Genomic DNA, 21,322 nt, shown 5'->3' with positions numbered 1-21,322 from the left:
ATGAGTGCGGAGCCCGAGTTGATCGCCTCCCGCAAGCGGCGACACATCGATGTGTGCCTGACCGAACGCGTTGAGTTCGAACAGGTGTCGACGGGCCTGGAGCGCTACCGGTTGCCGTACAACGCGCTGACGCAGACCAGCCTCACCGGCATCGACCTGGCCACCGACTTCCTCGGGGTTCGGCTGCGAGCGCCGGTGTTGATCGGCGCCATGACCGGCGGCCCCGCGCTGGCCGGAACCATCAACCGGAACCTGGCCGCCGCCGCCCAGGAGCTGGGCATCGGGATGATGCTCGGTTCGCAGCGAATCATGCTGGACCCGGACATGACCGAACAGGCGGCGGCCAGCTTCGCGGTGCGCGATGTGGCTCCCGATGTATTGCTCATCGGCAATATCGGGTTGGCGCAGTTGTCGCAAGCCGCGGCCCCGGCCATTGCTGCAGCGCTCGACCGGGTCGGGGCGGATGCTCTTGCGGTGCATACCAATCCATTACAGGAGGCACTGCAGCGCCACGGCGACACCGACTTCTCGAGTTCGCTGGGCAGGCTAGGCGAATTCGCCGATGCGATCGGATACCCGCTGCTGTTGAAGGAGGTCGGCCACGGGATCGGCGCTGCAGCAGTGGGCGAACTGCTCAAGTGCTGCCCGCGGCCACCGGTGGCGGCCATCGATGTCGCGGGTGCCGGAGGCACCTCGTGGGCGCGGGTCGAGCAGTATGTCCGTTACGGTCACCTGCGCTACCCGGATCTGGCCGAATGGGGCATCCCGACCGCCCGGGCGATCTGCGAAGTCCGGGATGCCCTGCCGGAGATCCCGCTGGTCGCCTCCGGCGGCATCCGCACCGGCATGGACGCGGCCAAGGCGCTCGCCCTGGGCGCCGACGTCGTCGCGATCGCGCGACCGCTGCTGGCCGCCGCGATCGAATCGGCGGATTCGGTGTCGGCCTGGCTGCACCGATTCATCGAGGAACTGCGCATCTGCATGCACGGTTGCGGGACGCCCGATCTCGCGGCACTGCACACAGTTCAGCTAGCCGCTGAATGACGACTACCGCTTGCGGCTGGGAAGGTGCCTGACCGTCAACATTTCTGTCTCGTGTAAAGCACTGCTGGGCAGCAGGTTTGACTGCTGGCCCGGTGCGGGTAGCCGGTCTGGCAGCGCCGAATGGCAGGACTTCGATCGAGAGGGCAGAGCATGACCAGCAACATCACCGCCGCGGTGGACGTCAATCGCCCCATCCGCACCGTCTACAACCAATGGACCCAGTTCGAATCGTTCCCGCAATTCATGGAGGGCGTGGAGCGGGTCGACCAGCTCGACGACACCCACCTGAAGTGGCGGATCAGCGTCGGCCCCGCGAGCCGCGAATTCCGGGCGACCGTGACCGAACAGCACCCCGAGGAGCGGGTGGCGTGGCACTCGGACGACGGACCCGACCACGCCGGCGTCGTCACGTTTCACCGAATCAGCGATGACGTCACCCGCGTGACGGCGCAGATGGACATCGACCCGGAGGGGTTCGTCGAAAACGTCGCCGACAAACTCGGCATTCTGGACCGTCGGGTTCACGGGGATATGGAGCGGTTCAAAGAATTCATCGAAAGCCGGCCGGTGGAAACCGGAGCATGGCGCGGCGACGTGCAACGCTCCTGAGCGTCGGATCAGGGTGACGCATTTGCCAGCGTTCGACTTCCACTTCACCCGGCCCTACCTGATCGCCGGGTTGCTCTTCGGCGTCAGCCCGTCGACATGCCAGGTACGAGTGAGCAGCGGCGGCGTGGCAATCCGATTCGGGCCGTGGCGAGCGAACGTCGAGCGGGACAACATCGCCGACGCTCGGTTCACCGGCCCGTATCGTTTTCTCAAAACCGCGGGGCCGGCACACTTGTCACTTGCCGATCGGGGCATCACCTTCGCGACGAATGCCGAGCAGGGGGTGTGCATCAGGCTGCACACCCCGATTCGCGCGATCGAGCCGACCGGCCTGCTGCGCCATCCCGGCGTCACTGTGACCGTCGCCGACTGCGAAGGGTTGCTGAGAGCGCTCGTGTGACGAGACAACGGGGGAGGCGACCCATGGCCCGACGGATCGTGATCACCGGTGCCGGCGCTCGACCGCCCGTTCGGCTTGCAGACACCTGGCCAGGGCGCGCGGCTCACCGACGACCCGGGTCGTGATCGTGACACCGTCTCGCGGCTTTCCGCCGGCGAGGCGGGCAGCGGATAGGCAGAACCGAATCCACATGTTCACTTGGATCTCGCTGCCGACCCACAGGTGCCGGTAGAGCAGATCCACCACCCGGTTAGCCGACCGTGCCCACACCTCGATCTCGAACCGCAGCCCGACGTTTCGGTCGTGAGCGCGGAACTCGATCTGCCCTGCTTCCATGTGGCCGGCGAGGGTACCCAGCCGAAAAGAGTTGCTGTCTCGATGAAGTACCCGCACCGGGCCGTTCCACGGGCCCGGAATCCGGAACGTGATGCGGTCCCCGGAGTGCAGTGCGCGGTGTCGGTGAGCCGGGAGTTCGACCGCCGCGGCTTCGCTGGGCACCGCGCTGTTGAGGTCGGCGGCCAGCATGCCGACAAGCTGATCGGCGCGCAGTCGCGCGTCGTCGATATCGACGCCGAACACCCGGTGATACAGCGGTCCGGTTCCGCCGGCCAGCAGTTGGCCGCCGGGGTCAGCGAGGTGTTCGGGCGGCGCCGCGGGCGGCGCATCGCCGTAATCGCCGGGCGCCGTCGAGCGGTGCAGCGGGACGGTCGACCACAGATAGCGCCAGCTGACCAACGGCACGCCGACGCCGTAGCGCGCAAGGCCGGCCAGAACCTGCCGGGGAGCGTGCATGTTCTGCCCCCTTCGTGGGATCACCGCCGCTGGCGGTAGGCGGAGGGTTACCCCAATTCCTCAGCGGGTATCGCGTTGCCATGACTCTGGAAGGGCCCTGGACCGCACGGCTGTGGTTGAGCACCGCGTTACGGGGCGCCTCGGTCGGCTCGGTCGGATTGAGCGTCACGTTATGGATCCGAGCCAAATCGGTTGACCAGGCAGAACGAGGCAACGCCGAACGCAGGGCGTTGTTCGTCGGGTTGTGGCCGCAATTCTTGTGGGTCGCCGCCGATACGGTCGCCGGGCCCCAGCGCTTCGGAGTGGACGGATGATCGAGGCAGGGCACGGGCGCGTCGACTTCGCCGCCGCACTGGCCAGGCTGGCGCATCTGAAGATCAACTACGACGAAGCGGACGCTCCCGGGCCCGGGAATCCCGGTGACTGGCATATCGATGAGTCAAGCGCCTTCATCGCCACCGAGCCGCCCGGCCCACCGGTGCCCGGGGGGCCGTGGGACATCGCCTGCACGCTGGTGCGCGAGTATGAATTTGCCGACCCGCGCATCATCCGCGCGGTGTACCGGCCCGACAGTGAACTGCTGGGCCGAGACATGTTGCTCGAGGCGCGGTTTGCCGGACTGCGGTTTTATGTGGGGGTGCGGGTGACGCAGGTGGTCGACGGCTACCGAGACGGCAAGCGGGCGTGGGGATGGGCCTACCAGACCCTTGAAGGGCATTTGGAGCAGGGCCGGTTGCTCTACGAAGTGACCAAAGATGAGCAGAGCGGGCAGGTGCACCTCGTGTTGAGCGCCTACTCGCGGCGCGCCCCGATTGCGAACCCGGTGATACGGGCCGGCTTCGAGATCTTCGGGAGGCGACTCCAGCTGTACTTCTACACGCAGGTGAGTCGCAGGCTGCGCAGCGCGGTGGAAACCGTCTTGGCCGGCGGCGAGGCTCCGCAGCCGACACTGACGTCAGAGGGCCTGATCATGGCGCCGTCGGGCATCAGGCGCAATCCGTTTGAGCGGTTGGCGATCAAAGCGCACCACTCCGGAGGGTGAGACCCGATCACTGCGTGGCCCGCACCTGGTAGCGGCGCTCGGCATAAGCCAGGTCGTCGCGCCATAACCTGGTTGCGGCCAACCGCATCAGCGGTGTGATGACCGCAGCCGCGGTGAGGGCGCGCTGAAACCCAGGCCGTTCCGAGCGCGCGATGGTGGCTTCCAGCACCGCGGTGCGCGGGCGGCCGTCGGCGGTGGAACCGATTGGTGTGGCATGGGTTTCGACGACACTGCCCACCCCTTCGCCTTCCACGATGCGCATCACGATGGTACGGGCATCGGGCGCGGTGAACTCGGCGATGACCGGTACACCGAAGCGCCCCATCCGGAAGGTGACGGCTACCAAAAAGCGATCGTCCTGCTCGGTCGGGGTAGCCAGCACTTCCAGCCTGCTGAATGAGTAGGGGTGAAACCACCCGCCATGCCACGGGTCGAGCCGGTTGGCGATGATGTCGGCGGGCTCACAAATGCCGACCAGCCGGGCGACGGCGTGCAAGGTGTCGCCCGTCGGTCTGGCCGGAAGCACCGGCTGCTCCAGGGGTTCTTCGCCGCCGACGGCATCAAGGCGCACCCAGGCCAGCACGCCGTCGTCGTGGCTGGTCATCGGCCGCCAGCCCAGTACGCAGCTGCTGCCGTCCAGTGGCAGCCCGTGCCAGCGGCAGATCAGGACGCCGTCGAGTACCCGCCCGGTGGCCAGGTCGGCGGCGAGATGCGGGCAACTGCGCGGCCCGACAGCCAACCGGTGCTGCGGATCGCGCCACGCCACGATCTCGACGCCTGCGACGGTGGTGCCCAGCGGTCGGTCGGGGCGCACATCGCGGCTGGCGGCGAAGGCGTACCAGTTGCCGGTCGCTCGACGTTGGGCGCGGCGGAGCGCGGCGTTGATGACGGCCGGATCGGCGTCGGAGTAGGTGGGTGGCTGCGCCGCCCACGACTGCGAGGGCAGAAGTTGCAGCGGCCAGTTCTTCGGCCATCGCCGCCGTAGGTCTCGGTGAAGGCTCATGTGGCACTTCGCCTTCGCTGGTTCGCCAGCCACCTCAGCGGCCGTGATCGACCCTGGTTGGGCACGGTGTGCAGGTCGTGACCGGCAAGCCGCCACTGCCTCAGCAAGTGATTGGCGGCACTGAAGCCCGTGGTGGCGGCGCGTTCCATCAAGGCCACCGGCAGGTCGATCCGGATCCCGTCACCGGCCAGCACCAGGCCCGGCTGCGGGGTGCTGATCCCGGGTCGGTCCGCGTGCGATCCGGGCGGAAACAGCGGGCAGTCGGCGCGGTGCAGCTCCCGTTGCGCCAACACGCCGGCCCGGGCGGTCTCCGGATACACCGCGTGCAGCTGACGGACCGCGGTCGCTGCCGAACTGGCCGAACCGTTGGCGTAGCAGTGCAATTCGACGACCGAGCCACGCCGCTCGCGCGCCCAGGTGCTCGCCTCGTGTTCGTAGCGCTCCAGCACGCTGATGTTGTCGAGCGGCGGGTGGCCGGCGGTTCCCAGAAACGCCGGCCGGTCGGCTGCGACCGGGCGATCCAGCCATAGCCGGTGGACCGTGAACGGTGGCGCGGTGCGCAGCCTCTGTATCCGCGTGCGCCACCGCTCATCGCACAAATCCGGGGATGCCGAAACGATCTGCTGCAGGCCTGTCACATCGGTGGCCAATACCACCGCGTCGGCGTCGAGGCATTCGCCCTTCGTGTCCACGATCCGAAACGACGGCACCGGGTCGGCTTCGATGCGCAGCACCTCGACGCCGAGCCGGAACTCGACCCCGGCGGGTTCCAGATAGCGCCGCAGCGGGTTCCACAATGCCACGTCGTAATTGGCGTCGGGGACATCGAAGATCAACCCTTCGCTGGAGCCCAGGAAATAGATGTGGAACATCGTCGCCAGTTCGGCGGCCGATAGCTCGGCCGGGTCGGCGAAGAAGCTGCGGGAGAACACCTCGAAGGCCAGATGCCGTGCAGCCTCGGGGAAGTTGATGGCCCGCAGGAAGGTGTCCGCGTCGATGCCGTCAAGTGCTTCGTAGACCTCCGGCACCGAGACGGCGGCCAGTGGCGCGGCCGCTCGCGCATTCAACCGGACCAGGTCGCGCAGCCGAAACGTGGGGCTGCGCAACGCGAACGCCAATGCATTCCACGGCGGCTGCTGCGGCAGGCCCCGGAACGTGTCGAGTCGGCCCGCGCCGTCGACGAGCGGATAATCGTCGACAGCAGTGAACATGCGCAGCTGCGGGTCGATCCGCCGCAGCAGAGCCCGCAGGTTGTAGTACTGGCGGAAGAACGCATGGAAGCCGCGGTTCATGGCGACCTCGGTGCCGTCGTGATGTTCGGTCCAGCCGCCGACCCGGCCACCGAGGTAGTTCTCCCGTTCGGCGACGACGACCGCGACACCGCGTTCGGCCAACCCGGTCGCGGCGGCCAGCCCGGCGATGCCGGCGCCGACGATCACCACCCGCGGCCGCGACGGCAAGGCCGCGGCGTTGGGCAATCCGTCAGTGGCCCGGTGTGTTTGGCGGCGTGGATCGCTCATCGCGGTACATCCGCCAGGAAGGTGTGAACGATGTCGGCCTGCCAGCCGGGCACCGTTTCGCTGTGCACCGCGGTGAACCCGGCGTCGCCGAGACGCTGTCGGAAGGCCGCCGCGCCGTCGAAGGCCAGCACGCTGCGCCACAGGTAGCGGTACAGGGTGGTGTCCCGGCTGCGCCACCATCCGGCGGGAATGATGATGCCCCAGCACACCGCATGCCACGTCGCGATCGCGGCCGGTGAATCGCGCACGGAATACTCGTGGACCGCCAGCGTGCCGCCCGGTCTTAGCAGTTGTCGGAACCGTCGCAGCTGGGCATCGGGATCGGCCAGGTTTCGCACCAGGTAGGCGGCCAGGATGCCGTCGAAGGGCCCGGCGACCCCGTGTTGGCTCAGCTCCTCGACCGGGGCGTGGATGAACCGCACCGATTCCGGCCACGGTTTTGCGCGCGCGGCGTCCAGCATGCCCGCCGAGGCGTCGACGGCCACGATCTCGGCGTCGGGGGCCACCGACAGCAGGGCCGCTGTCGAGGCGCCGGTGCCGCATCCGGCGTCGAGTAGCCGCAGCCCGGTGCCGCGTCCGGGCAACCGCAGACGGCGTGCGGAGAGACGCAGGTGGTCGTGGTAGCCGGGGTTCGCGTCGACCAGGCGGTCGTAGCTGCCGGAGCCGGCGTCGAATGCTGCCGGCAGGTCGATGCGCTGCCCGCGCTGATCAGCGGGGCGCACGTTGACGCTCCCAGAGCAGTAGCACCGCGGTCAGCATGGCGAAGCCGAACAGAAAGTCTTCGACCGGAATGTCGAACGGGAATCGCAGTCCGCTGGTGTGCCGCTCGTCATAGCTGACGATCGGAGCGCTGAGTTTGGTCAACCACCCATCGACCGGCACCTGGAAGCCGAGCGCGATCAGCATCGCCAGCCAGTAGGCCGGGCGCCGGAACAGTCCGGTGCGCAGCCAGCCCAATTCCAACGCGCACACGGCTATTACGCTCAGTATGGCCGGCGCGGTGTAACCCAGACCGCTCATCGTCGTCGCATCCTGGCGAGAATGCCGTCGACCGCGTTGTAGGTCAGCAGCGCGCAGAGCGGAATCACAATGAAGAAGAGCACTTCTTCGATCGGCACCCCGAACGGGATATGCAGCCCGGTGATGTATGCCGGATCGTAGGTCCATACCTGCGCTGCGACGGCCACTTCGTCCCAGATCAGGAATACCGCGGCAACCGGGAGCACGGCGCGCAGCGTCCGGCGCGGTCGTCGGTAGACGCCGCCGCCGAACACTTCCAGCGGTGCGGTGATGGCGAGGCAGGCGCCCAACACCAGCAGATACTGCCATCGATCGGTCATGCCGCACCGAACTCTGCGGGTCCCGACCCGGCGGTAGTGCCGGCCCGCGCCCGCCAGGCACGCAGCAGGCCGACGGCTGCGACTTGCGCCCGTCGTGCGTTGCCAACGGTCGCCCGGCGGTTGAACACCGCGTAGCCGCTGTCTTCGATGCGGTCGAGGATGGCCGAGTACAGCGTCAAAGCCGTTGCCACACAAGGACGTGACCGCGGCGCCAGGAGCGCGATCCCGCGGGACGCGAATCGGTAGGTCTGCCGGGCGATCGCGTGTTGGGCCGTCAGGGCGCTGCGCACCTTGGTATCGGTGCGGTGGGCGCTGTGGCACCACATCAGCAACTCTCGGTCGACGCCGTAGGAATCGAGTTCGTCGGCGGGTAGGTAGATCCTGTTCCGCATCAAGTCTTCGTCGACATCGCGCAGGAAGTTGGTGAGTTGGAAGGCGCGCCCGAGCGCCGCCGCGTAGGGGGCGGCCTCGTCGGTTGGTCCGATCGCCCCCAAAATCGGAAGCAGTTGCAGACCAATGGCTTCCGCTGATCCGTGCATGTAGTGGTTGAGTGCGTCACGGTCGGGATAGTCGGTGACGGTCAGGTCCATCCGCATCGAGGCCAGGAAGTCGTCGAACAGATCCGTGCTGATGCCATACCGGCGCACCGTGTGGCTGACGGCGGCCAGCACCGGATCGTCGTGCCGCTCGTCCTCGGCGAAGAACCGATCGGCGAGTCGTTGGAGTTGCTCGGCACGAACCTCGGCGCCGATGTCCGGGTCCAGGTCGTCGAGGATGTCGTCGGCGTAGCGGGCGAATCCATAGAGGGCGTGGACCGCGGGGCGTTGATCCGGTGCCAGTAGCCGGGTGGCCAGGAAGAAGGTGCGGCCGTGGGCGGCGTTGATTTCTCGGCAGCGGCGATACGCCGCGCGCAACTGCGGGTCGTCGATGCCGGCGGCGGCCAACTCGGTGTGGATCATGGCAAGGGTGCTTTCAGGTCGAGGTGCGAGGCGTGGCGGCGGACACTTCCGGTGATGCGGTCGGCGGCGAGCCGCCCGGAGATCAGCGCGGTCGGAACCCCCACGCCCGGTACCGTCGACGATCCGGCCAGCACCGCGTTGTCGATGCCGCGGATGGTGTTGGCCGGGCGGAACGGTCCGGTCTGGCTGAAGGTGTGCGCCAACGCGAACGGCGTGCCCGCCGCCATCCCGCGGCGGGCCCAGTCGGCGGGGGTGACGACCTCGAGCAGTTCGGCGCTGTCGCGTAGAGTCGGCTGCAGCCGATCACGCACCGTGTCGACCAGGCCCGCTGCATAGGCCGGCCCGACCGCCGGCCAGTCGACGGTCCCGGTGGACAGGTTGGGCGCGGGCGCGAGCACGTACAGCAGGTCACGTCCGGCCGGGGCCAGGCCCGGATCGCTGGCCGTGGGGCGGGTGACCAGTAGCGACGGGTCGCGCATCAGTTGTCCCGCGCCGATGATGTCGGTGAATGTCTCATGCCACGCCTCGCCGAACAGGATGGTGTGATGCGCGGTCGCCGGCTGCAGCCGATCGCAGCCCACGTGTACCACCACCGCCGACGGCGAGGCCCGCAGCGCTCGGAGGCGACGGGGCGTGCGGCCCAACAGTTCATAGGTTTGGGGCAGTTCGCTGGTCAGCACCAGCGCATCGCAGGGGATCGCATCATCACGGTCGGTGCGGACCGCAACGATTCGGTCTCCGCGGCGTTCCAGTGCGGTGACGGTCGCACCGTAGGTGAACCGCACTCCGGCGCGAGAACCTGCGGCAGCCAAGGCATCCGGCAGCGCCCGGACTCCGCCAACCGGAAAGAACACGCCGGAAACGGTGTCCATATAGGCGATCACCGCGTAGGCCGCCAGCGCGTCTTGGGGTGCCACGCCGGCGTAGAGCGACTGGAAGGTGAACACCCGGCGCAACCGCGGGTCGCTGACGTACCGCTTGACCATGGTGTCCCAGGCGCGGAATCCGCCGATTGCGGCCAGCCGCATCAACGGCGGATTCAGCAGAGCCAGCGGAGTGTCGAAGTTGGCGCCGATGAAGCGGTCGATCTCGATGCGATACAGCCGGGTCAGCCAGTCCCGCAACTTGAGGTATCCGGCAGCCTGGCCGGGGCCGGCGAACTCCTCGACCGCGCAGGCCATCCGGTCGGCATCGGCGTGGACGTTCAGCGTGCTGCCATCGGCGAATCTGGCCTCGTAAGCCGGATCCACGGCGAGTAGATTCAGTCGGTCGGTGAGCGATTCGCCGACGGCGGCGAACGCCTCCTCGATGAGGTCGGGCATGGTCAGCACCGTGGGGCCGGTGTCGATCCGGTAGCCGCCGACGTCCAGCCGGCCGGCGCGTCCGCCCGGCCACGGCTCCCGCTCGATCACGGTGACTTCTCGCCCGCGCCCGGCCAGGTGCAGTGCCGCCGACAGGCCCGACAGGCCCGCACCGACCACCACGACATGGTCGGTGCGGCCGCCTACGGTGCGCGTCATCGGGAACGCTCCGTGCAGGCGGTGGCCATATGGGCCAGCGCGGTCCGAACGTTGTCCCCGATTGTTATGTCGTCCAGCGCAATCCGGGCGGTTACCAGATTCTCGGCGATCATCTTCTCGATGGCCTCCACCGCGCCGGTGCGCACGATCAGCGCGCGCCACCGGTCGACGGCACGGCTGTCGACGTCGGCTTGCTTCATCAGTTCGGCGAGTTCGCGTCGGGTCGGCGCGTCGGCCATGTGGTAGGCGGTGACCACGACACTGGTCGGCTTGCGCTCGCGCAGATCGTCGCCGCTGGGCTTTCCGGTGGTGTCGGGCGAGCCGAACACTCCCAAGAGGTCGTCTCGCAGCTGGAATGCTTCGCCGACCTCGCCGCCGTAGGTACCCAACCCGGCCAGGGTGGCGTCGCTGCAGCCGGCCATGGCTGCGCCGATCTCCAGCGGACGGCGCACCGTGTAGTTCCCCGACTTGCGCCGCGCGACATCAAGGACGACGTCCAGCTCCGGACAGTCACTCAGATCGCTTGCCAGATCCGCGAATTGACCCACCGCGAGTTCGGTGCGCATCGCGTCGTAGCGTGGCCAGGCCCGCTGGAGCTGCTCGCGCTCCAAGCCGGATTCGCGCAGCATCTGCTCGGCCCAGATCAAGCACAGGTCGGCCAGCAACACGGCGCCGGATTGGCCGAATCGTCGCGACGACCCCGACAGGCCGCGCCGGCGATGCCAGTCCGCGAACTGCCGGTGCGCCGTCTGCCGGCCGCGTCGGGTGGCGGAGTCGTCCATCACGTCGTCTTGCATCAGCGCGAAGGTGTGCAGCAACTCCATGCTCGACGCGGCTGCCAGCGCGGCCCGACTGGCGCCGGCTCCGCAGAGCCAGCCCAGGTAGGTGAACGTCGAGCGCAGGCATTTGCCGCCGTCGACGAAGTCGGCCAAGATGTCGCCGGCGATGGGCACGCCGGTACCGCCGAGCTGAGCCGAACGGCGAGCCGCCACGAAATCGGCGACGGCGGCGAGCACATTGCGCCGAATGTGCGCCTGCCAGCTCTGGAAGCACTTGCTGTCCGCGCAGGAATTCTGCGGCAAGCCGACTTCGCCGATGAGCGAACACGTGTGTCGTTCGACCACGGACGCTCCTTCCGCAGGCCCGTCGGTTTGGGCGGTACCCGCCGTGGTTTGCACCCAAACAATGGGGAGCCGGTTAACCATTAAGTGGCGAAGAAACAGCGGTTTGACCAGGTGGATCGGCCGGGGATCAGCCGGTCCGGTCGGCGGGCGGTCAGCCCCGGCCTTGACCGCAGCGGCGGGCCGATCAGCCTTCGGTGACCCGCTCAGCGGCGCTACGCCGCGGGTACCGTGGGGCGCGGATCGCATGCGAAGAGGGTCGAAAAGAGGGAGGGCACTTTGACGGATTTGGCAGATGTTTCGAAGACCCGCAATGACGAGAACCACCGCAACCCGGAGAAGGGTTATATCGCGTTACTCGGCTGGAGTTTGAACGCCATCGATGCAGTGGACCGTTTCGACCGCCGATATGTGGTCGTCGCGCCGGACTGGGCCGAAGAATACTGTCAGCAGCACGATATTCCCTACATCGCCTGGAACTTCGAGCGCCTGAACGAGCGGTCGATGGAGATCGCCGAAACACTCAAGGAGCGCGGCGTCGACGTCGCGATCCCGCTCTTCGAGGAGACCGTGGAATGGGCGGGGGCGATCAACTCCGTCCTGCTGGACAACCCGCGGCTGCTCGGTCAAGCGATGCTGCTACGCGACAAATCGCTGATGAAGCGCCGTGCTCAGCTGGGTGGAATTCGGGTCGGCATCTTCGAGGAGGCGCACGACCGCGACGACGTCATCCGGTTCCTCAAACGGGTCAACCAGACGCTGTTGAAACTCGACGGTGACCCCAACGACCCGATCCATTTCAAGGCCTTCGACAAGGCCGGCTGCCTCGGCCACCGGGTGATCCGGGCTCCCGATGACATCGACTCGATTCCCGACGAAGAATTCCCGGCGTTGATGGAATCGCATCTCGACGGCTGGGAGTTTGCCGTCGAGGCGTGGGTGCACAACGGGAAGATCCGGTTTCTCAATATTTCCGAGTACGTCACCCTCGGCTATTCGGTATTCGTACCGGCGTCGCCGGAATTGGAACGCTACCGGCCGCAGATCACCGCTCAGATCGAGAAGTTGATCAAGACGTTCGACATCGATTTCGGCTTCGTCCACCCCGAGTACTTTGTGACCAGCGACGGAGAGATGTACTTCGGTGAGGTCGCCTACCGGCCGCCGGGTTTCAAGGTCTTCGAACTGTTGGAGCGCGTCTACGGATTCAACGGCTACCAGGCGCTGGTGCTGGCCTTCGACCCGAAGACCACCGAGGAGGAACTGCAGGAGTTCTTCCCGCGCGAGGTCATCGACGCCAAAGGGCACGCGGGCTGTTTCGGGGTGTATCCGCGCCGCCGGGTGGTCAGCACCCTTGCCATCCCGGAGGAGACCGAGGACCACCAATACTTCGAATCGCACGAACTCACCGCACCGCTCGAAGAGACTGTCACCAAGCGCACCGCGTTCGGCACTCACTGGGGTCTGGTCTACTTCTTCGGTGAGGATCCGTATGAGATGCGGCAGTTGCTCAAGCGGCAAGAAGAGCTTGACTTCTACCTCTGAGGCGGCACGCACGTGAGGAACCCGTTGAGTTGACTGGGAATTCACCGGAGGGCCAGACAATCGGTGACCTAGCGACCCTGGAAAGTCGTCTGAGCAGGCTCGACGACGCGACCAGGGCGTTGGCGGAGGCTGGAACGCTCGGCAAGGCGGACCGGCTGCGCCGTGTTCTGGACGGGCTGCGGCTGGTGTTGCTGCAGCCGGGTGGCTGTGCGGCGGTACGGGCTCGCAGTGCGGCGCTGGAAGAGGCCGGGCTGTTCCTGGGCACGGACTGGGCGTCGCCGCGCACCCTGCTGCCGGTGCTGACCACCGGTTCGTTGCGCAGTGCGAATCCTGACACCGTGGTGCTGGAGGCGGTCAACGAACTGCGTCTGCTCGCGGTGGCCAACGGCGAGTACAGCCATCCGCTGATCACCGCGGAGCAGGCGCGGCACCATCTGGCGCAGGTGCTGGCGATCAACCTGTCGCTGTTGTTGGCCCCGCCGACCGAGGCGGAGCGCGAACTGCAGGGCCGGATGGCGCGGCTGACCCGCGACCTGTTCGGGTACCTGGTCGAGGAGATCGGTTACGAAGGCGTTCTGGACCGGCTGGTCGAGGAGATCTGGCGGATTCTGCGTCAGCGGCCCATCCAGGTCGACCAGATCAAGGCGATGATCACCCAGATCTCGATCGTGCGCAGTGATCCCAGCATCGATCTGGGCAGCGGTGCGGTGGGCACCGATCGGTTGATCACCAGCCTGTACGGCACCACCGACGGCTGTCGGGAAGATCCCGGGGTCCAGGTCTATCTCAGCCGGCTGGAATCGATGGACGAGCCGACCCTGCAGTACGAGGCGGCCGGCTTCGCGCGGTCGATGCATGACACCGGGCTGGTGTCGCCGTATCACGCGGTGCTGCTGCGTTTCCTGCTGGAAAAGAGCGACTATCTGCTCGGCGAGGCGCTGGGGCTGTCCAGCACCGGCCGGGACAGCCTGCTCTGCTTCCACGATCTGGTGCACAGCCTGATCTCGGGGGCGGTGCACGTCGAGACGGCCCAGTGCATCTACGGGCTGGCGCTGCTGCTGGAGCGGGGCATCCTCTACCAGCCGCCGGTGGCGCCGTCGCTGTGGCGTCAATTGGCGCTGCCGGTCTCCAAGGCGTCCCGGGAGCGGCTCACCCAGGTGTTCGGACCGGCGCAGGATCCGCACACCTGGCTGCTGGCGGGGACGCTGTCGATGCTCGGGCTGCCGCTCGGGGTGGGGCAGGGTGACAACCCGACCTGCCAAGCCGCGCGCGCACTGTCGATGTGGTCCTACAACGATCCCGACTACCTGCTGCAGACGATCGCCTGGGCGGCGCGCGACGACGAGATCGTCATGCACTTCGAGGGGCAGCCGATCTCGTCGAAGGACAGCGGGGACGGGGTGGCCGCCCACCTTCCCGTCGACCTCGATCCGGTCTCGTTGCTGGTGGTGCCGCATCTGGACCGCATCTACGCCGAGATGTTCCGGCGGTGCGTCGGCCGCGACGGCGACCCGCACCGGTGGGTCAATCCGGAGTTCCACGGCTGGTGGTCCGGGCGCGGCTTCCGCATCAACGTCGACGTCGCGACCGGCAATCTGGTTGAGCTCGAAGGGTTTCTGCGGCACTTCTACGCCGCCTACCACCCGTTCTACAACGGCAATCAGCCGCTGATCCACCCGCAGCCGGCCGGCATCGCCGTGACCGACAGCGCCGCCCGCTTCGTCGGCTGGCATGCGATCACCGTGCTGCGGGTGGGCCTGGACCCCGAGGGGGCCATGCGGGTGTACTTCTACAACCCGAATAACGACAGTGGGCAGGACTGGGGCGACGGTGTGGTGGTCAGCACCGCTGGGCACGGTGAACGCTTCGGCGAGGCGTCGCTGCCGTTCGAGCAGTTCGCGTCGCGGCTCTACATCTTCCACTTCGATCCGCTGGAACCGGGCGAGCAGGCCGCGGTGACCCAGACCGAATTGGACCGGGTGCTGGGCTACCTCCAGCGCAGCTGGGGCGCCGATCGTATGGTCCCCGCGGCCGCGGTCCAGGCGTGAGGCGTCAGGTTTCCAGTTCCGGCAGCACCTGTTCGGCCAGCAGACGCAGGCTCTCCCAGCCGTCGTCGAGCGGTAGGCCGCCGATCAGCGGATGCAGGGTCACCCCGGTCCGGCCGGCGCGGCACTGTGCGATCAGCTCCTTTGGCGTCAGTACCTCCACCGTGCCGGCCCGGCGTAGCTCCGCGACGGAGACCACCGGGGTTTCGTTGGGGCGCGGCACTTCCGGCACCGCCCAGGAGGCGTATTCGCGTGCCTCGTTGAGGAAGTAGTCGCCGCAGCGGGCCCAGGCCTTGTCCGGGTCGGCGCTCAGATGCGTGATGGTGTTGCCGTTTTCGGGGCTGAACACGAACCCCTGCGTGCCGTTGCGCGCGAGTTCGGCCAGATAGACCGCTTCGAGGTCGGGCATCGGCATCGGCGGCGAGAACGGCAGCCCGAACCGGGCCGCCCGCCGGGCCGCCGCGACGCTCATGCCGCCGATGAGCAGCATCGGGTGCGGCTTGGTGTACGGCTTGGGTGTCACGTCGATCAGCTGGCCGTGGAGCTCGAACGGTTCCTCGCCCCAGGCTTGCAGCAGCACGGTCAGGCATTCGTCCATCAGCCGGCCACGTCGCCGGAAATCCTTGCCGACGGCCTGGTATTCGGTTGGGCGGTATCCGATTCCGGCCACGAAGCTGACTCGTCCGGCGGATAGCTGATCCAGCACGGCGATGTCCTCGGCCAGCCGGATCGGATCGTAGAGCGGCACCAGCAGCGCGCCCACGCTGATGCGGATGGTCGTGGTGCATCCGGCAACGGCAGCGGCCATCAGCAGCGGGGCCGGTAACCATCCGGTGGCCGCGAGGTGATGTTCTTCGCAACCGATCGCGGTCACCCCGTGGGCCTCGGCGTAGGACGCCATCTCGAGCGCCGTCCGGTAACGCTCGGCATGCTCGGCGCCGGGGACATTGGTCATGTTCAGGCGCAGGGCGCTCAGTAGTGGCATGGGACTGACCGGTCACCTCCTCCGGCGTTACCGTAGCGGACGACACGATCCACCGATGGAGACGGAGCGCTGATGGCCGGACCGCCCGACCCTCAGGTGCTCGCGGCGTTGCTGGCGATGCGCGACGGCGCCGAGCAGGTGCCCCCGCCGGCGGTCGGGGACGTCGCCACGCGTCGCCGCAACGCGGGCCACCTGTTCAACCAGGTGTTGGCGTCTCGGCCACCGGTCACCGGCGTTGAGGTCCAAGAGTTCTCGCTGACTTACGAGGGCGGCACGCTCGGACTGCGATGGTATCGGTGCTCGGGCGTTGAGCAGCCGGGAAGTGCGGCACTGTATCTGCACGGCGGCGGGATGATCCTGGACTGGGCACGCCTGGGTGCGCTCTACGACGCGGCGGTGCGCGGCTACGTCGCAGCGTCCGGGGTGCCGATGCTGGTCGTCGACTACCGGGTCGCCCCGGAGTTTCCGCATCCGGTTCCGCTTCAGGACTGCTATGCGGCGCTGTGCTGGCTGGCCGGTCATGCCGCCGAGTTGGGCGTCGACGCCGCCCGGCTGGCCGTGATGGGCGACAGCGCCGGTGGGGGGCTGGCCGCCGGTGTGTGCCTGCTGGCCCGGGACCGAGGCGGCCCGGCGATCGCGGCTCAGCTGTTGATCTACCCGATGCTCGACGACCGGACGTGTGATGGCGCCGACGCTGCGAGCACCCTGCTCACCTGGAGCCATGACGACAACGTCACCGGCTGGGGTGCGCTGCTGGCCGGTGCGGCCGCCGACGGCTATGCCGCGCCGGCCCGCGCCGATGACCTGACCGGTCTGCCGCCGGCCTATCTCGACGTCGGCGGGCTGGACATCTTCGCCGAAGAAGACGTTATTTTCGCGCACCGGCTGCTGGCCGCCGGCGTCCCCGTCGAGCTGCACCTGTACCCCGGCTGCCCGCACGCGTTCGATCTGCTGGCACCCGATACCGATGTGTCGCAACGGGTTATCGCGGACCGGGTGCGGTATCTGGCGGCACTGTAGACGCCTTGCCGGGCGCGCCGAAAAGGGTTCGCAGGGCTGCTTCGTCACCGTCGATCTCCACCAGGGCGGCAACATCATCAAGGGACAACACACCTGCCGCGAGCCCGAGAGCCACGGATGCCTCGGTGTGCAGCACGGCGTCAAGCTCGCGCCCGTCGGGCATGCCCACCTCGATGCCGGACTTGGTGGCTCGCAGCTGAACCATTCCGCCGTCCACGGCGACTCCCACGGTGGAGCGATCCGCAGGTTTGCGGCCGGCGAACAGCGCGGGGAGTGCCAGCAGCAGCCACTCGGCCCGAAACTCGTCGCCCTGCGGGCCGCGGATCATCAGCGGCGTCGACCAGCGGACCAGCGCGTAGATGGGCTCGCGCAGTTGCGCGCCCCATTCGGTGAGCGCGTAGGTGACGGCGCGGCCGTCGTCGGACAAGCGCCGTTCGAGCACACCGGCGGTCTCCAGGTCGCGGAGGCGATCGGTCAGCAGGTTCGTCGCGATCCCCGGCAGCCCGTCGCGCAACTCGCGGTAGCGGGCCGGTCCGGTAAGGAGCTGGCGGACGATCAACAGGTTCCATCGGTCGCCCACCACATCCAGGGCCCGGGCCAGTCCACAGTACTGACCGTAGTCTCGACTCATCGCCACCTACTTGCTATTATAAAGTTCACTTGATTATATCAAGTCAGTCAGGAGGGGTGGCCATGACGGTCGCGGAGAGGCCCGCCTGGGTCGACGACGAGTTGTTCCCGTTCGAGAGCCGATTCCTCGACCTCGGCGGGCACCGCGTGCATTACGTGGATGAGGGATCGGGGCCGGTGCTGCTGTTCTTGCACGGCAACCCGACCTGGTCGTTCGACTACCGTGAGGTCATCGCAGCATTACGACCAGACTTTCGTTGCGTTGCGGTGGATTACCCCGGATTCGGGCTGTCCTCGGCGGCGCCCGGATACCGGTATCTGCCCGCCGAACACGCTGCGGTGGTCGGGGCGTTCGTCGAAGCACTCGCGCTGAGCGGGGTCACGGTGGTGGCCCACGACTGGGGCGGGCCGATCGGGTTGGCCGCGGTGCAGCAACACCCGAAGGTCTTTGACCGGCTGGTACTGACCAACACCTGGGCCTGGCCGGTCGGTGCTCCGCTGGTGCAGATCATGTCCCACGTGATGGGCAGCCCGATCGGACGCCTGCTGATCCGGCAGTTCAACCTCTTCGTCAACGTCATGATCCCCGTCGGCCACCGGCTCACCAAGCCCACCGGCGAGGAGATGGCCCACTACCAGAAAGCCCTCGACAGCGCCGCACGGCGGGAGGCCTCGGCGGTGTTTCCCCGCGAGATCACCGCCAGCCGCGCCTTCCTCGCCGACATCGAATCCGGGTTGCCCGACATAGCGGCGCTCCCGGCGCTGATCATCTGGGGCGACGCCGACTTCGCCTTCGGGGACAACGAATTACGGCGGTGGGAGCAGACGCTGGCTGATCACGAGACCGTGATCGTCAAGGGTGCCGGCCACTTTGTGCCCTCCGATGCCCCCGAGCAGTTCGCCGAGGCGATCCGGCGCTGGCACGCACAGTCGGGGTCATAGTGGCCTACGACGGGCAGCTGGCGGCCCGGGTGCGGGAGATGTTCGCCGATGGTCCACCGGTCCGCGAACAAGCGATGTTCGGTGGGCTGGCGTTCCTCGTCGCCGGCAGAATCGCGGTCGCGGCCAGCGCTGAGGGCGGGCTGCTGGTGCGGGTCGGTGCCAACAGCGCCGAACAGCTTTTGCGAACCACCGCCGCGCAGCCCATGCAGATGGGCGGGCGGACCATGCGCGGCTGGGTCCACATCGATGGCGAGTACCTGCGCAGCAGGCGTCGGCTCGGCGAATGGATCGACATCGGAATCGCGGCCGCGACAAGCGCTTAGAGTCGGACGGGTCTGGACGGCCACCAGATCCGGTCGCCGATCAGGGTGAACAATGCCGGAATGACCAGGGTCCGCACCACGAAGGTGTCCAGCGGGATCCCGACCCCGACGATGATGCCCAACTGGGTCAGCACGATCAGCGGTAATACGCCGAGCACGCAGAACACCGCCGCCAGAACGATTCCCGCGCTGGTGATCACGCCGCCGGTGGCGGCGACCGCGGCCACCATTCCGGCGCGGGTGCCGTGTTCGCCGCTCTCCTCGCGGGCACGCGTCACCAGGAAGATGGTGTAGTCCACCCCGAGCGCGACCAGGAACAGGAACGCGTACAGCGGTGTGCCGTCGTCGAGCGCGGGGAAACCGAACAAGTGGATGCTGGCCCAGCCGCCCAGTCCGAGTGCGGCCATCGCACTGAGCACGGTCGCGGCGACCAGCACCGGCGGGGCCAGCGCGGCCCGCAACAGCACGTAGAGCACCACCAGGACTACCGCCAGGATCGCCGGGATCAGCACCTTGCGGTCGCGGTCTGCGGCGTCGCGGATGTCGAGGCCCTGGGCGTCGGCACCGCCCACCAGCGCACCGGGGTCCACGGTGCGGACCGAATCCCGCAGTGCGGTAACCGTGTCGAAGGCGCCGCCGGTCGAGGGCGCGGCGTCGATCACGACCGACCACCGGGTCGAGCCGGCCGGCGACGCGCCGGTGGGAACCGCCGACGTCACCCCGGGGACCGCCGTGATGGCCTCCCGCAGCTGTGCTGTGCGGGCAGTGGACCCGATGATGACCGTCGGGTCGGATGCCCCGCCCGGGAAGTGTTCGGCGAGGGTCTGGAAGCCTGTCACCGAGTCGGCGCGGACCCGGAACTGCTCGGTTTGGGAAAGGCCGATCCGGGCCCCGAACAACCCGGTCGTCAACAGCGCCAGCACCACCACCGCAATCACGCAGACCGGGAGCGGCCGGCGGCCCACCGCGTCGGCGACCCGGCGCCAGCCGGTGTTCGCCGAGCCCTCGCCGACACGGGGAATGAACGGCCAGAAGACGTTTCGTCCGCACAACGCCAGCAGCGGGGGCAGCACGAGCAGAACGAACACCGCGGCCACCACCAGCCCGCTGGCCGCGCAGATGCCCAGGCTGCGGGTGCTCGGAATACTCGCGGCGATCAGGGTCAGCAGCGCCAGCACCACCGTGGCGTTGCTGGCCACGATCGCCGGGCCGGCGGCACGGACGGCGGCGCGCAGCGCGCTGCGGTGCTCTGGGGAGCGGCGCAATTCCTCGCGGTAACGCGAGATCAGCAGCAGTGCGTAGTTGGTGCCGGCGCCGAACACCAACACGCTGGTGATCCCGGACGTCGAGCCGTCGAAGGTGGCCCCGGTCGCATTCGCGATCAGCCCGCCCACCACGGTGGCGACCCGGTCGGCGAGGGCGACGACCAGCAGTGGCAGCAGCCACAGCACCGGGGAGCGGTAGGTGACGATCAACAGCAGGGCGACCACCAGCGCGGTCACCGCCAGCAAGGTGATGTTGGCGCCGGAGAAGGCATTGGCGATGTCCGCGCCGAAGGCGGGGCCGCCGGTCAGGTGCGCGCTCAGCGGACCGGGCAGCCCGTCGCTGACCGCCTCGCGCAGCGTCTGCACCGTGTCACGAAGCTCGAATCCGGATAGCGCGGTGCTCAGCTGTGCGGTGGCGATCGCCGCTTTGCCATCGGCGGAGACCGGTGCCGGCGCCGGCGGGCCGGGTAGTGCCTGCGGCACCTGCTGCATCCGGTCGCGGGCCTGCGCGACCGCTGCCAGATCGGCCTGCGTCAACACCGAGCCGTCGTGGCGGGTGACGACCAGGATCGCGGTCGCGCGATCGCCCCCGGGGAACTCGCGCTGCGCCGCGGCGGCCGCAGCGGCCTCCGAGGACCCGGGCAGCAGCGTGGGTGAGGCGGTGGCGTCGGTGTTGTGGCCGCCCAACGCCATTAGTGCGGCGGAGGCGGCCAGGACCACCAGTGCCACCAGCCACGACCGATGGTGCGTGACTACGGCGGCGATCCGGTCCCACACCCGGGCGTTACCGGTCCGGTAGCGCGTGCTCGATGATCGGCCGGCGCGGCTGAGGTTCCCGCTCGCGACGCTTGGCGGCCAGGTAGACCTGCGCGGTCTCGTCGGCCACGGTGTGCCAGTCGAAGTCGGCGCTGAGCCGCTCCCGGGCGGCCACGGCGCGGTGTTGCGCCGCGGCCGGGTCGTCGAGCACCGCGCACACCGCCGAGGCCAGGGCCGGCACATCGCGCGGCGGACACGACATACCGGTGTCGCCGTCGATCACGGCCTCGCCCAGCCCGCCGACGTTCGATGCGACCAGCGGGGTTCCGGCCGCAGCGGCCTCCAGTGCGGCCAGCCCGAACGGCTCGTAGTGGCTGGGCAGCACGGCGGCGTCCGCGCGGTGCAACATCGCCAACAGTTCCTCATGATCCAGTCGTCCGACGAACCGGGTGGCCTTGAGT

General features: G+C 68.2%; 22 protein-coding genes. 9 read left to right on the top strand and 13 right to left on the bottom strand.

Going from position 1 to position 21,322, the window contains the following annotated elements:
- The 3 genes from fni to A5648_RS01335 all read left to right on the top strand — a co-directional run bounded on the left by fni (position 1) and on the right by A5648_RS01335 (position 2,053).
- On the top strand, positions 1-1,044 hold the full coding sequence (fni, locus tag A5648_RS01345; RefSeq protein ID WP_065022820.1) for a type 2 isopentenyl-diphosphate Delta-isomerase: 1,044 nt from the start codon (positions 1-3) through the stop codon (positions 1,042-1,044).
- Between the two features lie 150 nt (positions 1,045-1,194).
- Entirely contained in the window at positions 1,195-1,653 is a 459-nt protein-coding gene (locus A5648_RS01340) for an SRPBCC family protein (protein ID WP_065022819.1), read from the top strand.
- A 13-nt stretch (positions 1,654-1,666) separates the two neighbouring features.
- Positions 1,667-2,053 (top strand): hypothetical protein, encoded by a 387-nt coding sequence (locus A5648_RS01335; protein WP_082966265.1) that lies wholly within the window; start codon positions 1,667-1,669, stop codon positions 2,051-2,053.
- 42 nt (positions 2,054-2,095) lie between these two features.
- On the opposite strand, the gene A5648_RS01330 is transcribed toward A5648_RS01335, so the two are convergent.
- A complete protein-coding gene (locus tag A5648_RS01330) occupies positions 2,096-2,845 on the bottom strand; it encodes a DUF1990 family protein (protein ID WP_065022818.1) in 750 nt (249 codons plus the stop codon).
- A gap of 310 nt (positions 2,846-3,155) precedes the next feature.
- On the opposite strand from A5648_RS01330, the gene A5648_RS01320 reads away from it, so the two are divergent.
- Complete coding sequence (locus A5648_RS01320; RefSeq protein ID WP_065022816.1) at positions 3,156-3,887, top strand: DUF1990 family protein; 732 nt, start codon at positions 3,156-3,158, stop codon at positions 3,885-3,887.
- 7 nt (positions 3,888-3,894) lie between these two features.
- Here A5648_RS01320 and A5648_RS01315 read toward each other — a convergent pair whose 3' ends face one another.
- The 8 genes from A5648_RS01315 to A5648_RS01280 are packed head-to-tail and all read right to left on the bottom strand — an operon-like array spanning position 3,895 to position 11,407.
- Positions 3,895-4,890 (bottom strand): DUF5914 domain-containing protein, encoded by a 996-nt coding sequence (locus tag A5648_RS01315; RefSeq protein WP_065022815.1) that lies wholly within the window; start codon positions 4,888-4,890, stop codon positions 3,895-3,897.
- Positions 4,887-6,410: an FAD-dependent oxidoreductase gene (locus A5648_RS01310; protein WP_065022814.1), complete on the bottom strand. Its 1,524-nt coding sequence runs from the start codon at positions 6,408-6,410 to the stop codon at positions 4,887-4,889. The genes A5648_RS01315 and A5648_RS01310 overlap by 4 nt, the downstream gene beginning before the upstream one ends.
- Positions 6,407-7,132, bottom strand: coding sequence for a class I SAM-dependent methyltransferase (locus A5648_RS01305; RefSeq protein ID WP_065022813.1), 726 nt, complete (start codon positions 7,130-7,132; stop codon positions 6,407-6,409). Before A5648_RS01305 ends, A5648_RS01310 begins: the two co-directional genes overlap by 4 nt.
- Entirely contained in the window at positions 7,119-7,430 is a 312-nt protein-coding gene (locus tag A5648_RS01300) for a lycopene cyclase domain-containing protein (RefSeq protein WP_065022812.1), read from the bottom strand. Before A5648_RS01300 ends, A5648_RS01305 begins: the two co-directional genes overlap by 14 nt.
- Positions 7,427-7,750, bottom strand: coding sequence for a lycopene cyclase domain-containing protein (locus A5648_RS01295; protein WP_065022811.1), 324 nt, complete (start codon positions 7,748-7,750; stop codon positions 7,427-7,429). The genes A5648_RS01300 and A5648_RS01295 overlap by 4 nt, the downstream gene beginning before the upstream one ends.
- A complete protein-coding gene (locus tag A5648_RS01290) occupies positions 7,747-8,709 on the bottom strand; it encodes a phytoene/squalene synthase family protein (RefSeq protein ID WP_065022810.1) in 963 nt (320 codons plus the stop codon). Before A5648_RS01290 ends, A5648_RS01295 begins: the two co-directional genes overlap by 4 nt.
- On the bottom strand, positions 8,706-10,229 hold the full coding sequence (gene crtI, locus A5648_RS01285; RefSeq protein ID WP_065022809.1) for a phytoene desaturase family protein: 1,524 nt from the start codon (positions 10,227-10,229) through the stop codon (positions 8,706-8,708). The genes A5648_RS01290 and crtI overlap by 4 nt, the downstream gene beginning before the upstream one ends.
- On the bottom strand, positions 10,226-11,407 hold the full coding sequence (locus A5648_RS01280) for a polyprenyl synthetase family protein (RefSeq protein ID WP_428844296.1): 1,182 nt from the start codon (positions 11,405-11,407) through the stop codon (positions 10,226-10,228). The genes crtI and A5648_RS01280 overlap by 4 nt, the downstream gene beginning before the upstream one ends.
- Before the next feature lie 447 nt (positions 11,408-11,854).
- On the opposite strand from A5648_RS01280, the gene A5648_RS01275 reads away from it, so the two are divergent.
- Together A5648_RS01275 and A5648_RS01270 are read left to right on the top strand one after the other, a co-directional pair.
- Complete coding sequence (locus A5648_RS01275; RefSeq protein WP_234787249.1) at positions 11,855-12,895, top strand: ATP-grasp domain-containing protein; 1,041 nt, start codon at positions 11,855-11,857, stop codon at positions 12,893-12,895.
- A gap of 119 nt (positions 12,896-13,014) precedes the next feature.
- Entirely contained in the window at positions 13,015-14,943 is a 1,929-nt protein-coding gene (locus A5648_RS01270) for a hypothetical protein (RefSeq protein ID WP_342707232.1), read from the top strand.
- A 4-nt stretch (positions 14,944-14,947) separates the two neighbouring features.
- Here the strand turns inward: A5648_RS01270 and A5648_RS01265 are convergent, their stop codons facing one another.
- Positions 14,948-15,925: an LLM class flavin-dependent oxidoreductase gene (locus A5648_RS01265; RefSeq protein ID WP_065022807.1), complete on the bottom strand. Its 978-nt coding sequence runs from the start codon at positions 15,923-15,925 to the stop codon at positions 14,948-14,950.
- A gap of 72 nt (positions 15,926-15,997) precedes the next feature.
- On the opposite strand from A5648_RS01265, the gene A5648_RS01260 reads away from it, so the two are divergent.
- Entirely contained in the window at positions 15,998-16,945 is a 948-nt protein-coding gene (locus A5648_RS01260; RefSeq protein WP_065022806.1) for an alpha/beta hydrolase, read from the top strand.
- On the opposite strand, the gene A5648_RS01255 is transcribed toward A5648_RS01260, so the two are convergent.
- Entirely contained in the window at positions 16,908-17,576 is a 669-nt protein-coding gene (locus A5648_RS01255) for a winged helix-turn-helix transcriptional regulator (protein WP_065022880.1), read from the bottom strand. The genes A5648_RS01260 and A5648_RS01255 overlap by 38 nt on opposite strands.
- Positions 17,577-17,638: 62 nt before the next feature.
- Between A5648_RS01255 and A5648_RS01250 the strand changes: the two genes are divergently transcribed.
- Both A5648_RS01250 and A5648_RS01245 read left to right on the top strand, forming a co-directional pair.
- Positions 17,639-18,517, top strand: coding sequence for an alpha/beta fold hydrolase (locus A5648_RS01250; protein ID WP_065022805.1), 879 nt, complete (start codon positions 17,639-17,641; stop codon positions 18,515-18,517).
- Positions 18,517-18,840 carry a TfoX/Sxy family protein gene (locus A5648_RS01245; RefSeq protein WP_065022804.1) on the top strand — a complete coding sequence of 108 codons (324 nt, stop codon included), beginning with the start codon at positions 18,517-18,519 and terminating at the stop codon, positions 18,838-18,840. The genes A5648_RS01250 and A5648_RS01245 overlap by 1 nt, the downstream gene beginning before the upstream one ends.
- On the opposite strand, the gene A5648_RS01240 is transcribed toward A5648_RS01245, so the two are convergent.
- Both A5648_RS01240 and A5648_RS01235 read right to left on the bottom strand, forming a co-directional pair.
- On the bottom strand, positions 18,837-20,882 hold the full coding sequence (locus A5648_RS01240) for an MMPL family transporter (protein WP_082966264.1): 2,046 nt from the start codon (positions 20,880-20,882) through the stop codon (positions 18,837-18,839). The genes A5648_RS01245 and A5648_RS01240 overlap by 4 nt on opposite strands.
- 7 nt (positions 20,883-20,889) lie before the next feature.
- A partial coding sequence (locus A5648_RS01235) for a glycosyltransferase family 4 protein (RefSeq protein WP_131810498.1) occupies positions 20,890-21,322 on the bottom strand: 433 nt, incomplete at its 5' end.

The organism is Mycolicibacter sinensis (assembly GCF_001673565.1).
Classification (GTDB): domain Bacteria; phylum Actinomycetota; class Actinomycetes; order Mycobacteriales; family Mycobacteriaceae; genus Mycobacterium; species Mycobacterium sinense_C.
Note: the sequence above shows the minus strand (reverse complement) of the source record. Positions and strands in the feature narration are given on the sequence as shown.

Excerpts from the sequence above, each read along its gene's own strand:
- A5648_RS01250 (WP_065022805.1), top strand. The coding sequence starts at position 17,639 with ATGACGGTCGCGGAGAGGCCCGCCTGGGTCGACGACGAGTTGTTCCCG.
- crtI (WP_065022809.1), bottom strand. The coding sequence starts at position 10,229 with ATGACGCGCACCGTAGGCGGCCGCACCGACCATGTCGTGGTGGTCGGT.
- A5648_RS01290 (WP_065022810.1), bottom strand. The coding sequence starts at position 8,709 with ATGATCCACACCGAGTTGGCCGCCGCCGGCATCGACGACCCGCAGTTG.
- A5648_RS01340 (WP_065022819.1), top strand. The coding sequence starts at position 1,195 with ATGACCAGCAACATCACCGCCGCGGTGGACGTCAATCGCCCCATCCGC.
- A5648_RS01330 (WP_065022818.1), bottom strand. The coding sequence starts at position 2,845 with ATGCACGCTCCCCGGCAGGTTCTGGCCGGCCTTGCGCGCTACGGCGTC.
- A5648_RS01310 (WP_065022814.1), bottom strand. The coding sequence starts at position 6,410 with ATGAGCGATCCACGCCGCCAAACACACCGGGCCACTGACGGATTGCCC.
- fni (WP_065022820.1), top strand. The coding sequence starts at position 1 with ATGAGTGCGGAGCCCGAGTTGATCGCCTCCCGCAAGCGGCGACACATC.
- A5648_RS01260 (WP_065022806.1), top strand. The coding sequence starts at position 15,998 with ATGGCCGGACCGCCCGACCCTCAGGTGCTCGCGGCGTTGCTGGCGATG.
- A5648_RS01295 (WP_065022811.1), bottom strand. The coding sequence starts at position 7,750 with ATGACCGATCGATGGCAGTATCTGCTGGTGTTGGGCGCCTGCCTCGCC.
- A5648_RS01315 (WP_065022815.1), bottom strand. The coding sequence starts at position 4,890 with ATGAGCCTTCACCGAGACCTACGGCGGCGATGGCCGAAGAACTGGCCG.
- A5648_RS01320 (WP_065022816.1), top strand. The coding sequence starts at position 3,156 with ATGATCGAGGCAGGGCACGGGCGCGTCGACTTCGCCGCCGCACTGGCC.
- A5648_RS01255 (WP_065022880.1), bottom strand. The coding sequence starts at position 17,576 with ATGAGTCGAGACTACGGTCAGTACTGTGGACTGGCCCGGGCCCTGGAT.
- A5648_RS01300 (WP_065022812.1), bottom strand. The coding sequence starts at position 7,430 with ATGAGCGGTCTGGGTTACACCGCGCCGGCCATACTGAGCGTAATAGCC.
- A5648_RS01275 (WP_234787249.1), top strand. The coding sequence starts at position 11,855 with ATGGAGATCGCCGAAACACTCAAGGAGCGCGGCGTCGACGTCGCGATC.
- A5648_RS01265 (WP_065022807.1), bottom strand. The coding sequence starts at position 15,925 with ATGCCACTACTGAGCGCCCTGCGCCTGAACATGACCAATGTCCCCGGC.